The sequence below is a fragment of the Micromonospora sp. MH99 genome (genome assembly GCF_021442385.1).
Taxonomy (GTDB): domain Bacteria; phylum Actinomycetota; class Actinomycetes; order Mycobacteriales; family Micromonosporaceae; genus Micromonospora.
Map to the genome: position 1 here is coordinate 1 of NZ_MUZA01000036.1, position 16,090 is coordinate 16,090.

Sequence of the window (16,090 nt, forward strand, 5' to 3'; positions counted from 1 at the left end):
GCGGCGGCCCGGCGCACGGCGGCCCGCCCGGGCCGGCCGGAGGGCCACCGCACGACGCCGGGCCACCGCACGACGGCGGTACGGCGCACGGCGCCGACGATCCGCCGGACACCGACGGGTCCGACGCGGCGGAGCCCGGGTCCACAGCCGATCCGCTGGTGCCCGATCATGCGAGCGAGGCCGAGTTGCGGCTGCTCGGCAGGGAGGTGCACAGCATGACCGAGCTCGACCCCGGTGGGCACGTCAACGACGCGTACGACGTGACGTTCACCGACGGCACGCACGGTGTCTACAAGCCGAATGTGCCGGAGAACGAGTTCGTCCAGGTGCGCTCCACCATCCCGGAGAATCAACTGGCCGCCCGGGAGGTCGCCGCCTCGCGCCTGGACGAGGATCTGGGCTTCGGCCTGGTGCCCACGACGGCACGGTGGGACGGTCCGCACGGGGCCGGGTCGATGCAGGAGTTCGTGGAGAACGCGAGCCCTGGTCGTCCCGCCGGCGACTACCCCGTCGCGGAGCGCGAGCGGATGGCGGTGCTCGACTACGTCAGCGGCAACACCGACCGGCACATGGGTAACTACCTGACCGGCCCGGACGGCCGCCTGGTCGCCATCGATCACGGCTACTCGTTCCCGGAGTCGAACGGCGAGTCGCTGCGGTCGGACTTCGTTGCGCAGCAGATGAACCAGCCGCTCAGTCCGGACACGATCGCCCGGATCCAGGCCACCGACCCGGCCGTGCTGGCCGACCGGCTGCGCGGCACCGGCCTGAGCGAGCAGGCGCTGTCCGGTGCGATGGACCGTTTCAACGAGATCCGCAGCCGAGGCACGATCACGGGCGAGGCGTGGAACGCGTTCCGTCCGCCGAGCCCGTGGTGAGCGAAGGAGCCGTGGTGAACCAGGAGGCAGGCATGACCGAGCAGGCAGGCATGACCGAGCAGGCGGCGACTCGCGTGGCGCTGTACACGTTCGCCCAGCACACGAACCGGCGGGTGGCCGAGTTCCGTTGGCAGCCGGGCCAGGCGGTGTCGCTGACCATCCTCGACCCCGAGTGGGGTGCGCTCGCACAGGACTTCTACGACAACGGTGTGCCGGTCGGCGCGGAGCGGGTGCCGCCGGAGGCCGGCCCCGACTTCATGCGCGCCCTGCTGCAACGCTTCCGGATGAGCTACTACAAATTCGTGGACGAGAGCGGCTGAGCCGCCACCGCCCCGGTACAGCAGCCATCGGTACGCTGCACGGCGGCCTCGCGGTCTCCCCCGTACTCTGGCGACCGTCAGCGGGCGGTGGACCATGAGCCATCCGACGAAGTCGTACGTGAGAGGGGCGACCACGGCATGACGGCGGTATCGGACCAGCGGTCGACTGCGGTGAGTGCCGGGGAGTCGGCCGAGGAGGACCTGCGGGCGCTGTTCGGGCAGTCCATCGCCGTTTTCGCGTCGCTCGTGGGGCCCACGCACGTGGTGGAGACGGCGAACCCGGCGTTCTTCGCCACCATCGGTGAGGATCGGGCGCGTACCGGGGTCCCGCTCTCCGAGCTGATGCCGGAGTTGGCCGGTCAGGGCTTCGTCGCCCTGCTGGACGAGGTCTACCGCACGGGTGAGCCCTACACCGGTCGGGACGCCCGGATCGTGCTGGGGACCGGCCCGCAGGCGCGGGAGGTGTTCTTCGACTTCACCTACGAGCCCCGCCGTGACGCCAGTGGCACCGTGACCGGGATCCGCGTGATCGGTGTGGAGACCACGCAGGTCAAGCACGCCCAGCGGCTCATGGTCGAGCACCGCGCCATGCTGGAGCAGATCGCCCGCCAGGCGCCCCTGGCCGAGGTGCTCGACGGGATGGCCCGCTGCATCGAGAATCTGGCGCCGGAGCAGGTGCTCGTCTCCGTGCTGCTCGCCGACCCGGACGGCCGGCACCTGCGCCACGGCGCGGCACCGAGCCTGCCCGAGTTCTACAACCAGGCCATCGACGGGATCGCCACCGGCGAGGGTGTCGGCTCGTGCGGCACCGCCGCGCACCGGCGCGAACCGGTGATCGTCACCGACATCGCCACCGACCCGTTCTGGGACGACTTCCGCGACCTGGCCGAGCGGGCCGGGCTCGCCGCCTGCTGGTCGATGCCGGTTCTGGCCCGCGACGGCAGCCTGTTGGGCACCTTCGCCATGTACCACCGCACCCCGCGCGTCCCGCAGGACACCGACCTCGCCCTGGCCCGGGTCTTCGCCGACACCGCGGCCCTGGCCATCGAACGCCACCACGTCGAGCAGGCGAAGATCGCCGCCGAAGCCCGCGCCAAGGCCGCGCACGAGGAGCTGGCCAAGGCGGTACGCGCCGAGCGGCAGCTGCGCGCCGAGGCCGAGCAGCGCGCCGCCGCGGCGGCGGAACTCGCCGACCGGATGCGCGCCGCGGCGGCCGCACAGGCCGCCCGACCGCATCCCGAGCACTGCCAGCTCGGCGGTGCCCAGGGGTGCGCCGCACCGGCGAAGGTCAAGATCGCCGATTCGTGGGGTGACGCGGCGTGGGGCTGTGAGTCCCACGTCGAGGAGGCCATCCTCAACGTGCGGTCGGTGTTCATCGCGAGCGAGGAGCTCGGCGGCCTGGCCGCCTACGTCAACCGCTGACCCACCGGAGCACCGCAGCGTCGACTGGCGGCGCCTCGTGGTCAGGCCGCGACGGCCGCCCGGACGTCGTCGTCGGCGGCGCGCAGCCGGGCGGCGGCCTCCTCGGCGGTGCAGTGGGCCAGCAGCAGCACGATTGCCGTCTTGGCGTGCCCGTGCGCCGCCGCGAGCGCCCGCTCGGCCGTGTCGAGGTCGGTGTCGGCGGCCTCGGCGACGATCCGGCGTGCCCGGTCGACGAGCTTGGCGTTGGTGGCGTTCATGTCCACCATGAGGTTGCCGTAGACCTTGCCGAGCCGGGCCATCGCGGCGGTCGAGAGCATGTTGCAGACGAGCTTCTCGGCGGTGCCGGCCTTGAGCCGGGTGGAGCCGGTGAGCACCTCGGGGCCGGTCGGCACCTCGATGGCGACATCGGCGTGCCGGCTGATCACGGCGTCGGTGTTGCAGGCCACGGAGACGGTCGCCGCGCCGCGCGCGCGGGCGTGATCCAACCCGCCGACCACGTACGGGGTACGGCCGCTGGCGGCGAGCCCGACCACCGTGTCGCGGGCGGTCAGGCCTACCGCGTCGAGGTCGGCGACGGCGCGGTTCGGGTCGTCCTCGGCACCCTCGACGGCGACGCCGAAGGCTCGTGCCCCGCCGGCGAGCAGACCGACGACCCGGTCGGGCGTCGTACCGAAGGTGGGTGGGATCTCGACGGCGTCGAGCATGCCGATCCGACCGCTGGTGCCCGCGCCGACGTAGATCAGCCGTCCGCCCTGGCGGAGCGAGGCCACGATGACGTCGACGGCGGCGGCGATGTCCGGCACGGCTCGACGAACGGCGTCCGCGACGGAGCGGTCCTCGTCGTTCATCGCGAGAAGCAACTCGGTGGGAGACATCCGGTCGAGGTCGCTGGTCTTGTCGTTGCGGGTCTCGGTGCCGAGGGTGCTGAGGTCCATCAGGTGTTCGTTCCTCTCGCTGATGTTCAGCCGCCGAGCGCCGACGGGCGCGTCCTGCTGGGCCGACGCGCCCTCTATCAGCAGGCTGAAACCACAGCGTAACCAGCCCGGACGGGCGCTGGCAAAAAGTTTCGCGTTACTGTGGGCCAACGTCACTTATTGACAACCCGCTGCGTGGGGAGTGAACCGTGCGCCAACTCGACCTTGTCGTGATCGTGCTGTACCTCGTGGTGATCGCCTTCGTCGGTCTACGCCTGTCCGGCAAGCAGAAATCCGCCAAGGACTACTTCGTGGGCGAGGGTCGCCTGCCGTGGTGGACCGTCTCGTTCTCCGTGGTGGCCACCGAGACCAGCGTCCTGACCGTGATCAGCGTGCCCGGTGGCGCCTACAGCGGTCAGGGGTTCGGCAACGTCGAGCTGGCCCTGGGTTACGTCATCGGTCGCGTGGTCGTGGCGACGGTGCTCATCCCGCTCTACAAACGGGGTGGGTTCGTCAGCGCCTACCAGTACCTCGGTGAGCGGTTTGGCCTGAAACTTCAGGGTCTGGCGTCGGTCACGTTCGTCTTCACCCGCCTGCTCGCCGAGGGCGTACGCCTGTTCGCCTCGGCCATCCCCATCAAGCTGCTCCTCGACGAGTTCGGCCTGCACGTCGGCTACCAGGCCATCATCGTGGTCCTCACGCTCATCACCGTGGTCTACACCTACCTCGGTGGCATCAAGGCGGTCATCTGGACCGACGCCATCCAGATGGGGTTGTACCTGGGCGGGGCCATCCTGGCCATCGCGGTGCTCAGCCACGCCGTCGGCTTCGACGGCTACTCGCAGGCGCTGGACGCCGGCAAGTTCCAGCTCTTCGACACCAACTTCGCCCTCGCGCACGTGCTCACCAGCCCGTTCGCCCTGCCGACCGCCATCATCGGTGGTGCGATCTTCGCGATGGCCAGCCACGGCTCGGACCAGCTGATCGTCCAGCGCATCCTGTCCACCCGCACGCTGCGCGACGGGCAGAAGGCGATGATCTCCTCGGGCGTCTTCGTGGTCATCCAGTTCGCCGCGTTCTCCCTGGTCGGCGCGCTGCTGTGGTCGTACAACAAGGGTCAGACCTTCAAGGAACTCGGCCTGGCCAGCAGCGACAACCTCTACCCGAGCTTCATCCTGCACGCCCTGCCGGTCGGCATCTCGGGCCTGCTGGTGGCCGGCATCCTCGGCGCCGCGATGGGTTCGCTGTCGTCGGCGCTGAACTCGATGTCGAACTCCACGGTCGCCGACTTCATCCACAGCTTCTTCCGCAAGGTCCCGTCCGACGACGCGATGCTCCGGCTCGCTCGGGTGATGACCCTGGTCTGGGCGGTGTTGATGGCGGTCTTCGCCTGCGCGTTCAGCTCCAGCACCGGAAACGTCTACCTGACCGGCCTGACCATCGCGGGCTACACCTACGGCGCACTGCTCGGGGCCTTCCTGCTCGGCCGCCTGGTCAAGCGGGCCAACCAGGTCGACGCGTTCATCGCCTTCCTCGTCACCGTGGCGGTGATGACCTACATCGTCCGCTTCGTCAAGATCGACGTGACGACGGCCGGCACCACCACCGCCACCGCCATCGCCGCGCAGTGGCTGGTGCCGATCGGCGTCCTGATCACCCTGGTCGTCGGCGCGGTGTCGAGCCGGTTCCACCCGGCCCCGGAGACGCCGTACGACCATGGACGACGCGACGACGAGATCGACGACGACGCCGCGGCGACGCCCGCCGGCCGGGCGTGAAGGAGAACGCGATGCGCGTGATCGGCCTGATGTCCGGAACCTCCTACGACGGCATCGAAGCCGCCGCAGCCGAGTTCGACAGGAGCGACGACACCCTGCGGATGCGACCGCTGGGCCGGCTCAGCCACCCGTACCCCGAGTGGTTGCGCGCCCGGATCGCCGCGGCCCTGCCACCCGCGGCGACCACCACCGAGGCGATCTGCGTGCTGGACACCGGCATCGGTCAGACCTTCGCCGAGGCGGGCGTGCGGGCCGTCGCGGAACTGTGCGACGGCAACGCCGACCTGGTCGTCTCGCACGGCCAGACGATGCACCACTGGGTCGAGGCGGGTACGGTCCGCGGCACCCTCCAGCTCGGTCAGCCGGCCTGGATCGCGGAGGCCACCGGCCTTCCGGTCGTGGCCGACCTGCGCAGCCGCGACGTCGCCGCCGGTGGCCAGGGCGCTCCCCTGGTCGCCCTGTTCGACGCGCTGCTGCTGCGGGGCCTGCCCGGCGTCCCCGCCGCACTCAACCTGGGCGGCATCGCCAACATCACAGTCGTCGCACCGGACGCGGATCCCCTCGCGTTCGACACCGGGCCGGCCAACGCGCTCCTCGACGCCGCCGTCCGCCACTTCAGCGGTGGCGCCGAGGAGTACGACCGGGACGGGCGCGGCGCGGCGGCCGGGCAGGTCAACCCGACCCTGCTGCGGCGGCTGCTCGACGAGCCGTACTACCGGCAGCCCGGCCCGAAGAGCACCGGCAAGGAGCTGTTCCACCTGCCGTACCTGCTCGCCGCCCTCGCCGACGCCCCCACGCCGGAGCCGAACGACGTGCTGGCCACGCTCACCCGGCTGACGGCGGTCACGGTGGCCGACGCCTGCCGGGCGCACGGCGTCACCCGGCTCGTCGTCTCCGGCGGCGGGGCACACAACCCGACCCTGATGGGCCTGCTCGTCGACGAGCTGCCCGACGTCGACCTGACGTCGAGCGACGAGGTAGGTGTCGCCTCGGACGCCAAGGAGGCGCTGGCCTTCGCGCTGCTGGGCTACCTGACCGTGCACGGGCTGCCGGGCGCCCTGCCCTCGGGCACCGGCGCGCGGCACGCCTCGGTGCTCGGCAGCATCACCCCCGGCCGCCAACCGCTGCGGCTGCCGGCACCTGTCGACACCGCACCCGAGCGGATGCTGATCATCGCCGACTGACCACCTTTCCCGGGAGGATCCGCCCATGAGCACCGTCGTTCCCGCGCCGAACGCCGCAGGCGTCCGTGCCCGCGAGGTGGCCGACCTGCTGCGCCCGCACCTCGACGATCCGACCCGGGTCAGCGCCGAGCTGCCCCGGAGGCTGGCGGCGGCGCACGACGCCTCGCCGTACCTGTTCGAGCCGCAGGCAGTGGTCCGCGCGGCCTCGGCTGCCGAGGTGGGCGCGCTGATGGTCGGCGCCCGGGAGGCCGGCGTGCCGCTGACCCTGCGCGGTGGCGGCACCAGCCTCGCCGGGCAGGCCGGCGGCGCGGGCGTGCTAGTTGACGTCCGCACCGACTGGCGGCACGCCGAGGTGCTCGACGACGGCCGCCGCATCCGGCTCCAGCCGGGACTGACGATCCGGCAGGCCAACGCCCGGCTGGCCCGCTACGGCCGCCGGCTCGGACCGGACCCGGCCAGCGAGGCCGCCTGCACGGTCGGCGGCATGGTGGCCAACAACTCCAGCGGGATGACCTGCGGCACCACCGACAACGCGTACCGCACCATGGAGTCGCTGCGCTTCGTCCTCCCGTCCGGCACCGTCGTCGACTCCGCCGCCCGCGACGCCGACGACCGGCTGCGCGCCACCGAGCCCGAACTGCACGCCGGGCTGCTGCGCCTGCGCGACCGGGTGCGCGCGACGCCGGGGTCGCGCGCAACCATCGAGCGGCTGTTCGCCATGAAGAACACCATGGGGTACGGACTGAACTCGCTGCTCGACCACGACAGCCCGGTCGACATGCTGGCCCACCTGATGATCGGCAGCGAGGGCACGCTCGGGTTCGTGGCCGAGGCCGTCTTCCGGACCGTCGAGATCCACCAACACGCCGCCACCGGCCTGCTGATCCTGCCCGGTCTCAGCGCCGCCACCGACGCGTTGCCGGCCCTGCTCGCCGCCGGCGCGCGTACCGCCGAACTGCTCGACGCCGCCGCGCTGCGGGTCAGCCAGCGCGACCCCGACGCGAGCCCGGCCCTGCGCGGGCTGGCTGTCGTCGGGCACGCCGCGTTGCTTGTGGAGTTCGCCGAGGACAGCGCGGAGCGGCTGGCCGCGACGCTTGCCGACGCCCAGCCCGTGCTCGACCGGCTGCCCGCCGTCGCCGGCACCGAACTGACCCACGACCCGCGCGAGCGGGCCCGGCTCTGGCACCTGCGCAAGGGCCTCTACACGGCGGTCGCCGGCGCCCGCCCGCCCGGCACCACGGCCCTGCTGGAGGACGTCGCCGTGCCGATGCCGCGCCTGACCGGCACCTGCGACGGCCTGATCGGCCTGTTCGAGCGGCACGGCTATCCCGACGCGGTGATCTTCGGACACGCCCGCGACGGCAACCTGCACTTCATGTTGACCCAGTCCTTCGACACACCGGCCGAGATCGACCGCTACGCCCGGTTCACCGAGGACATGGTCGACCTCGTGCTCGCCGAGGGGGGCACACTCAAGGCCGAGCACGGCACCGGTCGCGCCATGGCGCCCTTCGTCCGGCGACAGTACGGCGACGAGCTGTACGACGTGATGCGCGAGCTGAAGCGGCTGTGCGACCCGAGCGAGCTGCTCAACCCCGGCGTGCTGCTCAACGACGACCCGACGGTGCACCTGCGGCAGCTCAAGGCCGTCCCGACCGTCGACGCGGAGCTGGACGCCTGCGTGGAGTGTGGCTACTGCGAGCCGGTCTGCCCCACCGCCGACGTCACCACCACGCCCCGACAGCGCATCGTCCTGCAACGACAGATCGCCCTCGCCACGGCCGCCGGGGACGAGGAACGCCGCCGGGAGCTGACCGCCGACTACGAGTACGCCGCGGTGGACAGCTGCGCCGCCGACAGCCTCTGCGTCACCGCCTGCCCGGTCGGCATCGACACCGGTGCGGCGATGAAGCGGCTGCGCGCCGAGCGGCACAGCCCACTCGCCCAGCGCACCGCCCGCGGTGTCGCCCGGCACTGGAAGGGCGCCGTGGCCGGCGTCCGGGTCGGGCTGAAGGCCGCGCACGCCGTGCCGACACCGCTGACCCGCGCCGCCACCGGGGTGATCCGTTCCCTCGGCGCCACCGAACTCGTACCACAGTGGAGCGACGACATGCCGCGCGGCGGCGGGCCCCGGCCCGAGCGGCGCAGCGCGCCGGACGCCCGGGCGGTGTTCTTCGCGGCGTGCATCGGCAGCGTCTTCGCGCCGGAGGACGGCCCGTCCGGCGGCTCGGCGGCGGCGTTCCTGCGCCTGTGCGAGCTGGCGCGGGTGCCTGTCGTCGTGCCGGCCGGGACCGCGGGCCTGTGCTGCGGGACGCCCTGGCAGTCCAAGGGCTACCCCGCCGGCCACCGGGAGATGGCCGAGCGGACCCTGGCGGCGCTGTGGACGGCCAGCGACCATGGCCGGCTGCCCATCGTGTGCGACGCGTCCTCCTGCACCCACGGGCTGACCCAGCTGACCGCCGCGCTGGCCGAGAAGGACCGGGCACGGTACGACACGCTGCGCTTCGTCGACAGCGTGACCTTCACCGCCGAACACCTCCTGCCGGCGCTGCCCGAACCCCGGCGGCTGGGCTCGCTGGCCCTGCACCCCACGTGCTCCACCGTCCACCTCGACGGCATCGAAGACCTGCACACCGTGGCCCGGGCGGTGGCCGACACCGTGACCGTGCCGGACAGCTGGGGATGCTGCGCGTTCGCCGGTGACCGGGGGCTGCTGCATCCCGAGGTCACCAGCGGCGCCACCGCCGCCCAGGCCGCCGAGGTCAACCAACGCGACCACGACGCGTACGCCTCCTGCAACCGCACCTGCGAGATGGGCATGAGCCGGGCCACCGGGCAGCCGTACCGCCACGTGCTCCAGGTGCTCGTCGAGGCGGTCGAGCCGCCGGCCTAGCCGGTCACCGCCACCCGGCCGAGGGGGTACCAGCGCGGCGCAGCAGCGCGGCGGCGAGCAGACCACCGGCCAGGACCGCGGCGGCGCCCACCAACTGGCCGGTCTCCAGTGCGGAGGCGAAGGCGCTTGTCACGGCCTGCCGTTGCGGCCCCTCGTCGGCGGCGGCGAGGGCTGCGGGGAACGAGTCCGCGCCGGCCAGCCCGGCGGGCAGGAGCGCCGCGAACCGGGCGTTCAACACGGCACCGAGCACCGCGATGCCGAGACTGCTGCCGACCTCGGTCATGGTTCCGTCCACCCCGGCTCCGGCACCTGCCTTCTCGGCCGGGATCGCGCTCATCACCGCCTCGACGATCGCCGGGTTGGCCAGGGCGCAACCAACGCCCATGACGAACAGGCCGCCGAGGAGCACCCCGTACCCGTCGGAGGACAGAAGGGTCACCGCCGCGAGGCCGGCGGCGAGCAGCGCCATGCCGAGGGCGATGGCGGCAGCCAGCCCGATGCGGCGGATCACGGCGGCGGCGACGCCGCTGACGTTGAGCAGCACGATGGACAGGGCGAAGGGCGCCATGCGTAGGCCGGCCTCCCAGGCCGGGTAGCCGCGGACGAACTGCAGGTGCTGGGTCAGCAGGAACAGCGCGCCGGTGGCCCCGAAGGTGATCAGGACGACGCCGGAGACCGCGCCGACGAACCGACGGTCCCGGAAGAAGTGCATGTCCAGCATGGGGTGGCTGATCCGTCGCTCCCAGCTGACGAACATCCCGAGCAGGACCACGCCGACGACGGCCGCGCCGACGACCTCGGCCGAGGCCCAGCCCCGCTCCGGCCCGGCGATGATCGAGAAGACGACCGCGGTGAGCCCGGCGGTGGAGAGCGTGGCGCCCCACACGTCGAGTCGGCCACCGGCCGGACCACGGGACTCCGGCACGAGCGCCCGGCCCACGAGCAGGCAGGCCAGAACGATGGGGACATTCAGCAGGAAGATGGCGCCCCACGGCAGGTGGGCCAGGATGGTGCCGCCGATCGGCGGCCCGACGGCGAAGCCCAACGCGCTGGTGGCCGCCCAGATGCCTATCGCGCGGGACCGTTCGGCGCCGTCGAACACCTGCATCGCCACCGCGAGCGTCGAGGTGACAAGCAGCGCCCCGCCGACGCCCATCCCCGCCCGCGCGGCGATCAACTGACCGCTGGTGCTCGCGAGGCCCGCCACCAGCGAGCCGAGTCCGAACAGGACGAGGCCGGCGAGCAGCATCCGCCGGCGGCCGTACCGGTCGGCGGCGGCACCCGCCGTGAGCAGCAGCCCGGAGAGGACCAGGGCGTACGAGTTGATCATCCACTGCACGTCGGCGGTGCTGGCGTCCAGCTCGGTGGTGAGCACCGGCACCGCGACGGTCAGGATCGTGTTGTCCAGCACGACGACGAGTTGGGCGACGCAGAGCACGGCCAGGATGAGCCAGCGGTGCGGCAGTCGGGCCGCCGCCGCCGGGACGGCGACCGCCCTGACGGCTGTCACACCGCCGCCCGTACGACGTCTGCCGACGAACTCTCGGTGGTCGGCTCGCGGACGGTACCGGGCGTACCGGGGAACCGCCGCTGGTGCGCGAGGCCAAGAGCGACCCCGGCGGCCACCAGCACGATGGCGGCGACCGCGACCGGCGGGTAGCCGAACCGGTCGGCCGCCGCCAGACCCACCGAGGCGGCCACGAACGAGCAGACCAGGCCGAACGACGACAGGACTGTGAAGTCCGTGCCGCCGGTGCCCGGTCGTGAGTAGTCCATGTTGATCGTGTAGAGCACGACGTTGGCGATCGTGTAGGCCACCATGAAGCAGCAGAGCGCGGCGACCGTCCCGCCCAGCGGCGCGCGGCCGTTCAACAACGGCAGCAGCATCGTCGTCGACACCGCGAGGGTCACGCCGCCCACCACGAGCACCCGACCGCGCCCGAACCGCCCGATGCCGACCCCGGCGACCAGACCCGCCACGATGGCCGGCGCGCTGGTCACCACGCCGGTCACCACGCCGATCCGGCCCAGTGACCACCCCGCGTCGACCAGCGCGGGCGTCACCAGGGCGTACGCCATGCCCGCGCCGACGTAGACCAGCGGCACGACGCCGAAGGTCCACCACCGGCAGCCGGGCTGGCCGAACACCGACAGCAGCGCCCGGTAGGCCGTGCCGACGCGGTCCACCCGATCGGTCCGCGCGGGCTCGGAGAACCGCCACACCACCAGCAGCCCGACAGCTGTCAACGCGGCCAGCAGGCCGACCGCCGACGCCCAGCCGAACCTGTCGTAGACCAGCACACAGGCGCCGCCGCCAAGCAGGTTGCCGAGGTAACTCGCCGCGACCTGGATGCCGTTGCCGGTCCCCCGGTCCGCCTCGCCGAGCATCCGCACCGCGATGGCGTCCACGGCGATGTCCTGCGTGGCGGAGAAGAAGACGTACGCGGCGCAGATGGCGATGACCGGGCCGAGCGCGTCGGCCGGACGGGAGAACGGCAGCAGCGCCAGCAGGGCCAGCACCAACGCGCTCTGCAGGATGAGGAGCCAGGATCGGTAGTGGCCGCGACGCTGGGAGCCGTACCTGTCGAGGAGCGGTGCCCAGAGGAACTTGATGGGCCAGATCAGGCCGACGACCTGCAACAGCGCGAGGGTGTCCAGGGACGTACCGCCGTCGCGCAGGATGGCGGCCAACCCGACGGTGATGAAGCCGATGCCGAGGTACTGGGTGACGTACAGCGCGGTCAGGGTGCCGAGTCGGCCTCTCACGGGGCTCTCCAGTAGCCGAGCGAGGTCAGCCGGTCCTTGTCGACGCCCAGCGTCTTGCGGATGTGCCGGGTGATGCCGCGGGTGGTGGCAGCCTCGCAAGCCACCCAGTAGTGGGCCGCGTCGTTGGCCGGCAGGTCGGAGCGGAGGGTGTCGACGAGGTGTTGACCGTCGGCGTCCCGGGGCACCCAGGTGACGTCGTGGTGCGCCCGGGCGCGCGGTGCGAGGGCCTTCTCGCCCTCGTGGGCGTACTCGAGCCAGATGGTTGCCGGGATGTCGGCGCCGGCGTCGAGCAGGCTGTTCACCGCCGGCAGGGACGCCGCGTCGCCGACGAGGTAGAGGTGCTCCGGTGCCGGGTCGGGCAGTTCGAAGGCGCTGCCCTGCACGGTGGCGACGATGGTGTCGCCGACCTGCGCGGTGGTGGCCCAGCGCGCGGCGCAGCCGTCGTGGATGGCGAATTCGAGGCTGAACCGGCCGGCGGCCGGGTCGGGGTCGACGAGTGTGTACGCCCGCTGGTGCGCCCGGCCGTCGTTGTCGAACCACAGTCGGACCCACATCGTGGGGTGGACCCCGCACGCCTCCAGCAGGCCGCCGTCGTCCAGGAGCAGCCGCTGGTAGTGCCCGTCCACCGACTCCGTGGCCCGCACCGTCAACTGAAAGTCCCGGCCTCCCATGGCCTTGAGGACCAGGGCTTCCCAGTTCCGTTTCACGCACCCCTCCAGGTAAGGCAAGCCTTTGTTAGGGGAGGGTAACCTAAGTACCTCGCAGCCGGAACGCGTGTCCTCCTCACGTCACCTCGGGCGCGATCACCCCGACCAGACCAGCAAAGGACCCGCGACATGACATACCAGGAGAAGATCACCGGACTCGGCGAGCTGACGCTGACACCAGTCGTGCCCGACCGGGACGCCGCGCTCCTGCACGGCTGGGTCACCCTGCCCCGCAACTCGTTCTGGGGAATGGGGTCACACACCCCCGACCAGGTTCGCGAGGTCTACACCTTCGTCGACGGCCTGCCCACGCACCACGCGTACCTGATCACGATCGACGAGGAGCCGGTCGGCCTGTTCCAGACCTACCAGCCCGAGGCCGACCCGGTCGGCGAGCGGTACGCCGTGCAGCCCGGCGACATCGGGATGCACCTGCTGCTCAACCCCGCCCGCCACCTCGCCCGCGGCCTGACGAATGCCATCGGCCCTGCCCTCGCCCGTTTCCTGTTCCGCGACCCGGCCGCTCAGCGGATCGTCGTCGAGCCGGACGTCCGCAACCACCTCGCGCTACGTCGACTCCAGATCGAGGGCTTCACCTTCGATGCCGAGATCGACATGCCGGACAAGCGCGCCCAACTGGCCTTCCTCACCCGCTCCCGGTTCGAGTCAGACCACCCGACGCCCGCCTGACCGGGCCCACGCCAGCTCAGTTGGCCGGGGCGCCGGTCCCACCGGGCTGACCTGCCAGAGCGTTCAGCTCGGCAGCCCGCGCCGCCTGGATCCGGCCGGCGAGGGTCTTCACCTCCGTGCTGCCCCCGGCGGTCTGCTCACCCCGGCACAGCACGACCGTCTGCGCGAGGTGCGCCCGGATCAGACCGACCGCGCGGGACCGCACCTCGGCCTCGGGAGCGGCGCGCAGCTCGGCGAGGGCGGCGTCGGTGACCATGCCGGGCATCTGATGCCCCGCGTGGATGTTCTGTTCCGGAATGTTGCCGGCGGCCAGCAGCCTGCGCAGTTCCACCGACTCGGCCCGGTGCGCCGCCCGGATGTCACCGAGGACGGCGCGCAGCGCGGGGTCGGCGGCCGACTGACGATCCTCGACGTCGGCGATCAACGCGAGCGCACCCTCGTTCATCGGGAGCAGCAGCTGGATGAAGGCGTCGTCGGTGCCGTTGAGCAGCACGGACGGAGTCGGCGCGGGAGCGGCTGACGCGGGCGCGGCGGTCTGGTCGGTGCGGCCCGCATCCCGGGTCAGCCCGACGGCCAGCGCCGTCGCGGCCAGTGTCGCGACGACGCCGACGATCCGCCCGACCCGCCCGTTCACCGCGCGGCCTGGAACGCGCGGCCGATCGCTGTCGCCGTGGTGCCGTCGCTGAACAACCCGGATCGGTCCTTGTCCGTGGCCGGGAGGCCGAACCAGGCGTAACGCTGCACATAGGAGAGTTCGCCGAGCATGCCGGCGGCCGCGGTGAGGAAGGCCGCCTGCTGCTCCTGGCTCGGGAACTGCTGACGCCCGCCGTCGTAGCGGATCAGAGCGAACTCGGTCAGCCAGATCGGCTTCTGGTACCGCTGGTGGACGGCCTGCAGGTACTGCCGAAGCTGGTCGACCGCCGCAGCGGTCGTGAAGTCGCCGCCGTACCAGTGCAGGGTGATGAAGTCCACCCGGTGACCCCGGGCCTTCGCGCCGGTCATGAACCGGTCCAGCCAACCCCGCGGGTCCGCGCCGCCCCAGGCGACCGCCGGGCTGCCCAGCTTGCTGCCCGTCGCCATCAGTTGCGGCCACAGGTCCAGTGCCTGCTCGACTGTCATGTTCGCCTGTTCGGGCAGGTCGGGCTCGTTGAAGGTGAGCAGGTGCGGCCCGGCGGCCCGGGCCCGGGCCAGCTCCGCGGCGGTGACGTTCTCCGCGCTGCGGATCATGGGTACGAATGTCGCGCCGCGCGGAGTGCTGATCCCCGGGTGCTGGGTGCCCCAGGTGTAGTACCAACCGGCCTTCGAGCTGGCCAACGCCTGGCTCGCTCCGGCGAAGTTCCACACCCCGACGCCCTTGCGCGCGGAGCTGATCGCCGGTGCGACAGGCGCCTTCGACGTCGGGCGCGCGCTCGGTGACGGCGCGCTGCTCGGGGAGGCGGACGCGGAGGCGATCTTGGTGGGCGCGACGGGCGGCGGGACGGCCCAGGAGGGCTCGGCGGCCGGATCGTCCGGCAGCGCCACCACCAACGTGGTGATCGCGAGGACCGCGGCAACCACTGCGGCGGCCAGGTAGGGAACCACAGCACGGGGCGCGTGCCCCGCGAGCTCGGCGACGCCCGGGGGATGCGGTCCGACGGCCGGCGCGGCGGCGGCCGGGGGCACCGTCGCACTCGGGACGTGGGCGCTGAGGCCGGCCGGCAGCGGCAGCATCGGCATCCCGGCGAGCAGCCTGTCGATCGGCAGGAACGTGGCGCCCGGGCGCCCGCAGAACGCGCAGTCCCGGATGTGTCGGGCCAGCCGCTTGCGCCACAGCGGGCTGGGAGTGCCGTCCCACTCGGCCGCCACCGCGCCCAGGTCCGGGCAGCCGGGGCGGGCATGCAGGGCGCGGACGACGCCCCGGGCGCTCTGGATCTGCTCCTTCATCCGGTGGATGCGCACCGCGACGTGCCCCGGCGACAGGCTCGCGGCCTCGGCGATCTCGGCCCGCGTCAGCTCACCGGTCTCCTCCAGCCACCAGAGCGAGAGCAGTTCCTGGTCGTCCGGGTCGAGCCAGCGGGTCGCTTCGGCGACCTCACGCCGTTGGTCGGTGAGGCCGAGCCGGAGGATCGTCATCCCGGCGAAGTCGGAGGCGGGATCGGGCACGTCGTGGATCGCGTCGAGCCCGGCGTCGCGGTTGAGGGCGACACGGCGACGCTGATCCCAGTCGCGCACCTGGCGGATGGTGATCGCCACGAGCCAGGACCGGTACGCCGTCGGATCGTTGAGCGCGGGCAGGTGCCGGATCACCCGTACCAGGGTCTCCTGGACCACGTCGTCGACGTCGGCATGGCCGCGCAGCGCCCGCCCGACGATGTTGTAGACCAGCGGAAGCGAGGCCGCCACGACGTCGTCGAGAGCGCGCCGGTCGCCCTGTCGAGCCGCGACGACCAGCCCGGGATCGGGTGCTGCCCGACCGGTTGACGACATGGATCCCACTCCTTGTGCGCTCGGTCCGGTCGGCGCGCGTGAGCGCTGACCGCCTCCTGAATCGGAGACGAG

Annotated in this window: 13 protein-coding genes; 7 read left to right on the forward strand and 6 right to left on the reverse strand. The window is 72.3% G+C overall.

Going from position 1 to position 16,090, the window contains the following annotated elements:
* The 3 genes from B0E54_RS19100 to B0E54_RS19110 all read left to right on the forward strand — a co-directional run.
* The coding region (locus B0E54_RS19100; protein ID WP_234586553.1) for a phosphatidylinositol 4-kinase at nt 1-878 on the forward strand (878 nt) is incomplete at its 5' end.
* A gap of 32 nt (nt 879-910) precedes the next feature.
* The gene (locus B0E54_RS19105; protein WP_234586555.1) at nt 911-1,198 is read left to right on the forward strand and encodes a hypothetical protein; all 288 of its coding nucleotides are present in this window, start codon (nt 911-913) and stop codon (nt 1,196-1,198) included.
* A 138-nt stretch (nt 1,199-1,336) separates the two neighbouring features.
* Nucleotides 1,337-2,620, forward strand: coding sequence for a GAF domain-containing protein (locus B0E54_RS19110; protein WP_234586558.1), 1,284 nt, complete (start codon nt 1,337-1,339; stop codon nt 2,618-2,620).
* Between the two features lie 41 nt (nt 2,621-2,661).
* Here the strand turns inward: B0E54_RS19110 and murQ are convergent, their stop codons facing one another.
* Entirely contained in the window at nt 2,662-3,555 is an 894-nt protein-coding gene (murQ, locus tag B0E54_RS19115; protein WP_234586562.1) for an N-acetylmuramic acid 6-phosphate etherase, read from the reverse strand.
* 188 nt (nt 3,556-3,743) lie between these two features.
* Here murQ and B0E54_RS19120 point away from each other — a divergent pair, with 188 nt between their 5' ends.
* The 3 genes from B0E54_RS19120 to B0E54_RS19130 are packed head-to-tail and all read left to right on the forward strand — an operon-like array spanning nt 3,744 to nt 9,389.
* Nucleotides 3,744-5,312, forward strand: a complete 1,569-nt coding sequence (locus tag B0E54_RS19120) for a sodium:solute symporter (protein ID WP_234586564.1) — start codon at nt 3,744-3,746, stop codon at nt 5,310-5,312.
* 11 nt (nt 5,313-5,323) lie between these two features.
* On the forward strand, nt 5,324-6,496 hold the full coding sequence (locus B0E54_RS19125; protein WP_234586566.1) for an anhydro-N-acetylmuramic acid kinase: 1,173 nt from the start codon (nt 5,324-5,326) through the stop codon (nt 6,494-6,496).
* 25 nt (nt 6,497-6,521) lie between these two features.
* Nucleotides 6,522-9,389: an FAD-binding and (Fe-S)-binding domain-containing protein gene (locus B0E54_RS19130; RefSeq protein ID WP_234586568.1), complete on the forward strand. Its 2,868-nt coding sequence runs from the start codon at nt 6,522-6,524 to the stop codon at nt 9,387-9,389.
* 4 nt (nt 9,390-9,393) lie between these two features.
* Here B0E54_RS19130 and B0E54_RS19135 read toward each other — a convergent pair whose 3' ends face one another.
* The 3 genes from B0E54_RS19135 to B0E54_RS19145 are packed head-to-tail and all read right to left on the reverse strand — an operon-like array spanning nt 9,394 to nt 12,862.
* On the reverse strand, nt 9,394-10,899 hold the full coding sequence (locus B0E54_RS19135; RefSeq protein ID WP_234586571.1) for an MFS transporter: 1,506 nt from the start codon (nt 10,897-10,899) through the stop codon (nt 9,394-9,396).
* Entirely contained in the window at nt 10,896-12,155 is a 1,260-nt protein-coding gene (locus B0E54_RS19140) for an MFS transporter (RefSeq protein ID WP_234586573.1), read from the reverse strand. Before B0E54_RS19140 ends, B0E54_RS19135 begins: the two co-directional genes overlap by 4 nt.
* Complete coding sequence (locus B0E54_RS19145) at nt 12,152-12,862, reverse strand: siderophore-interacting protein (RefSeq protein WP_234586575.1); 711 nt, start codon at nt 12,860-12,862, stop codon at nt 12,152-12,154. The genes B0E54_RS19140 and B0E54_RS19145 overlap by 4 nt, the downstream gene beginning before the upstream one ends.
* 129 nt (nt 12,863-12,991) lie before the next feature.
* Between B0E54_RS19145 and B0E54_RS19150 the strand changes: the two genes are divergently transcribed.
* Nucleotides 12,992-13,552: a GNAT family N-acetyltransferase gene (locus tag B0E54_RS19150; RefSeq protein WP_234586578.1), complete on the forward strand. Its 561-nt coding sequence runs from the start codon at nt 12,992-12,994 to the stop codon at nt 13,550-13,552.
* A gap of 16 nt (nt 13,553-13,568) precedes the next feature.
* Here B0E54_RS19150 and B0E54_RS19155 read toward each other — a convergent pair whose 3' ends face one another.
* Nucleotides 13,569-14,186 carry a DUF305 domain-containing protein gene (locus B0E54_RS19155; protein WP_234586580.1) on the reverse strand — a complete coding sequence of 206 codons (618 nt, stop codon included), beginning with the start codon at nt 14,184-14,186 and terminating at the stop codon, nt 13,569-13,571.
* The gene (locus tag B0E54_RS19160) at nt 14,183-16,018 is read right to left on the reverse strand and encodes a sigma-70 family RNA polymerase sigma factor (RefSeq protein ID WP_234586582.1); all 1,836 of its coding nucleotides are present in this window, start codon (nt 16,016-16,018) and stop codon (nt 14,183-14,185) included. The genes B0E54_RS19155 and B0E54_RS19160 overlap by 4 nt, the downstream gene beginning before the upstream one ends.
* Nucleotides 16,019-16,090: the final 72 nt, after the last annotated feature.

Coding starts and splice junctions, on each gene's coding strand:
- B0E54_RS19110 (WP_234586558.1), top strand. CDS start 1,337: ATGACGGCGGTATCGGACCAGCGGTCGACTGCGGTGAGTGCCGGGGAG.
- B0E54_RS19125 (WP_234586566.1), top strand. CDS start 5,324: ATGCGCGTGATCGGCCTGATGTCCGGAACCTCCTACGACGGCATCGAA.
- B0E54_RS19105 (WP_234586555.1), top strand. CDS start 911: ATGACCGAGCAGGCAGGCATGACCGAGCAGGCGGCGACTCGCGTGGCG.
- B0E54_RS19160 (WP_234586582.1), bottom strand. CDS start 16,018: ATGTCGTCAACCGGTCGGGCAGCACCCGATCCCGGGCTGGTCGTCGCG.
- B0E54_RS19150 (WP_234586578.1), top strand. CDS start 12,992: ATGACATACCAGGAGAAGATCACCGGACTCGGCGAGCTGACGCTGACA.
- murQ (WP_234586562.1), bottom strand. CDS start 3,555: ATGGACCTCAGCACCCTCGGCACCGAGACCCGCAACGACAAGACCAGC.
- B0E54_RS19130 (WP_234586568.1), top strand. CDS start 6,522: ATGAGCACCGTCGTTCCCGCGCCGAACGCCGCAGGCGTCCGTGCCCGC.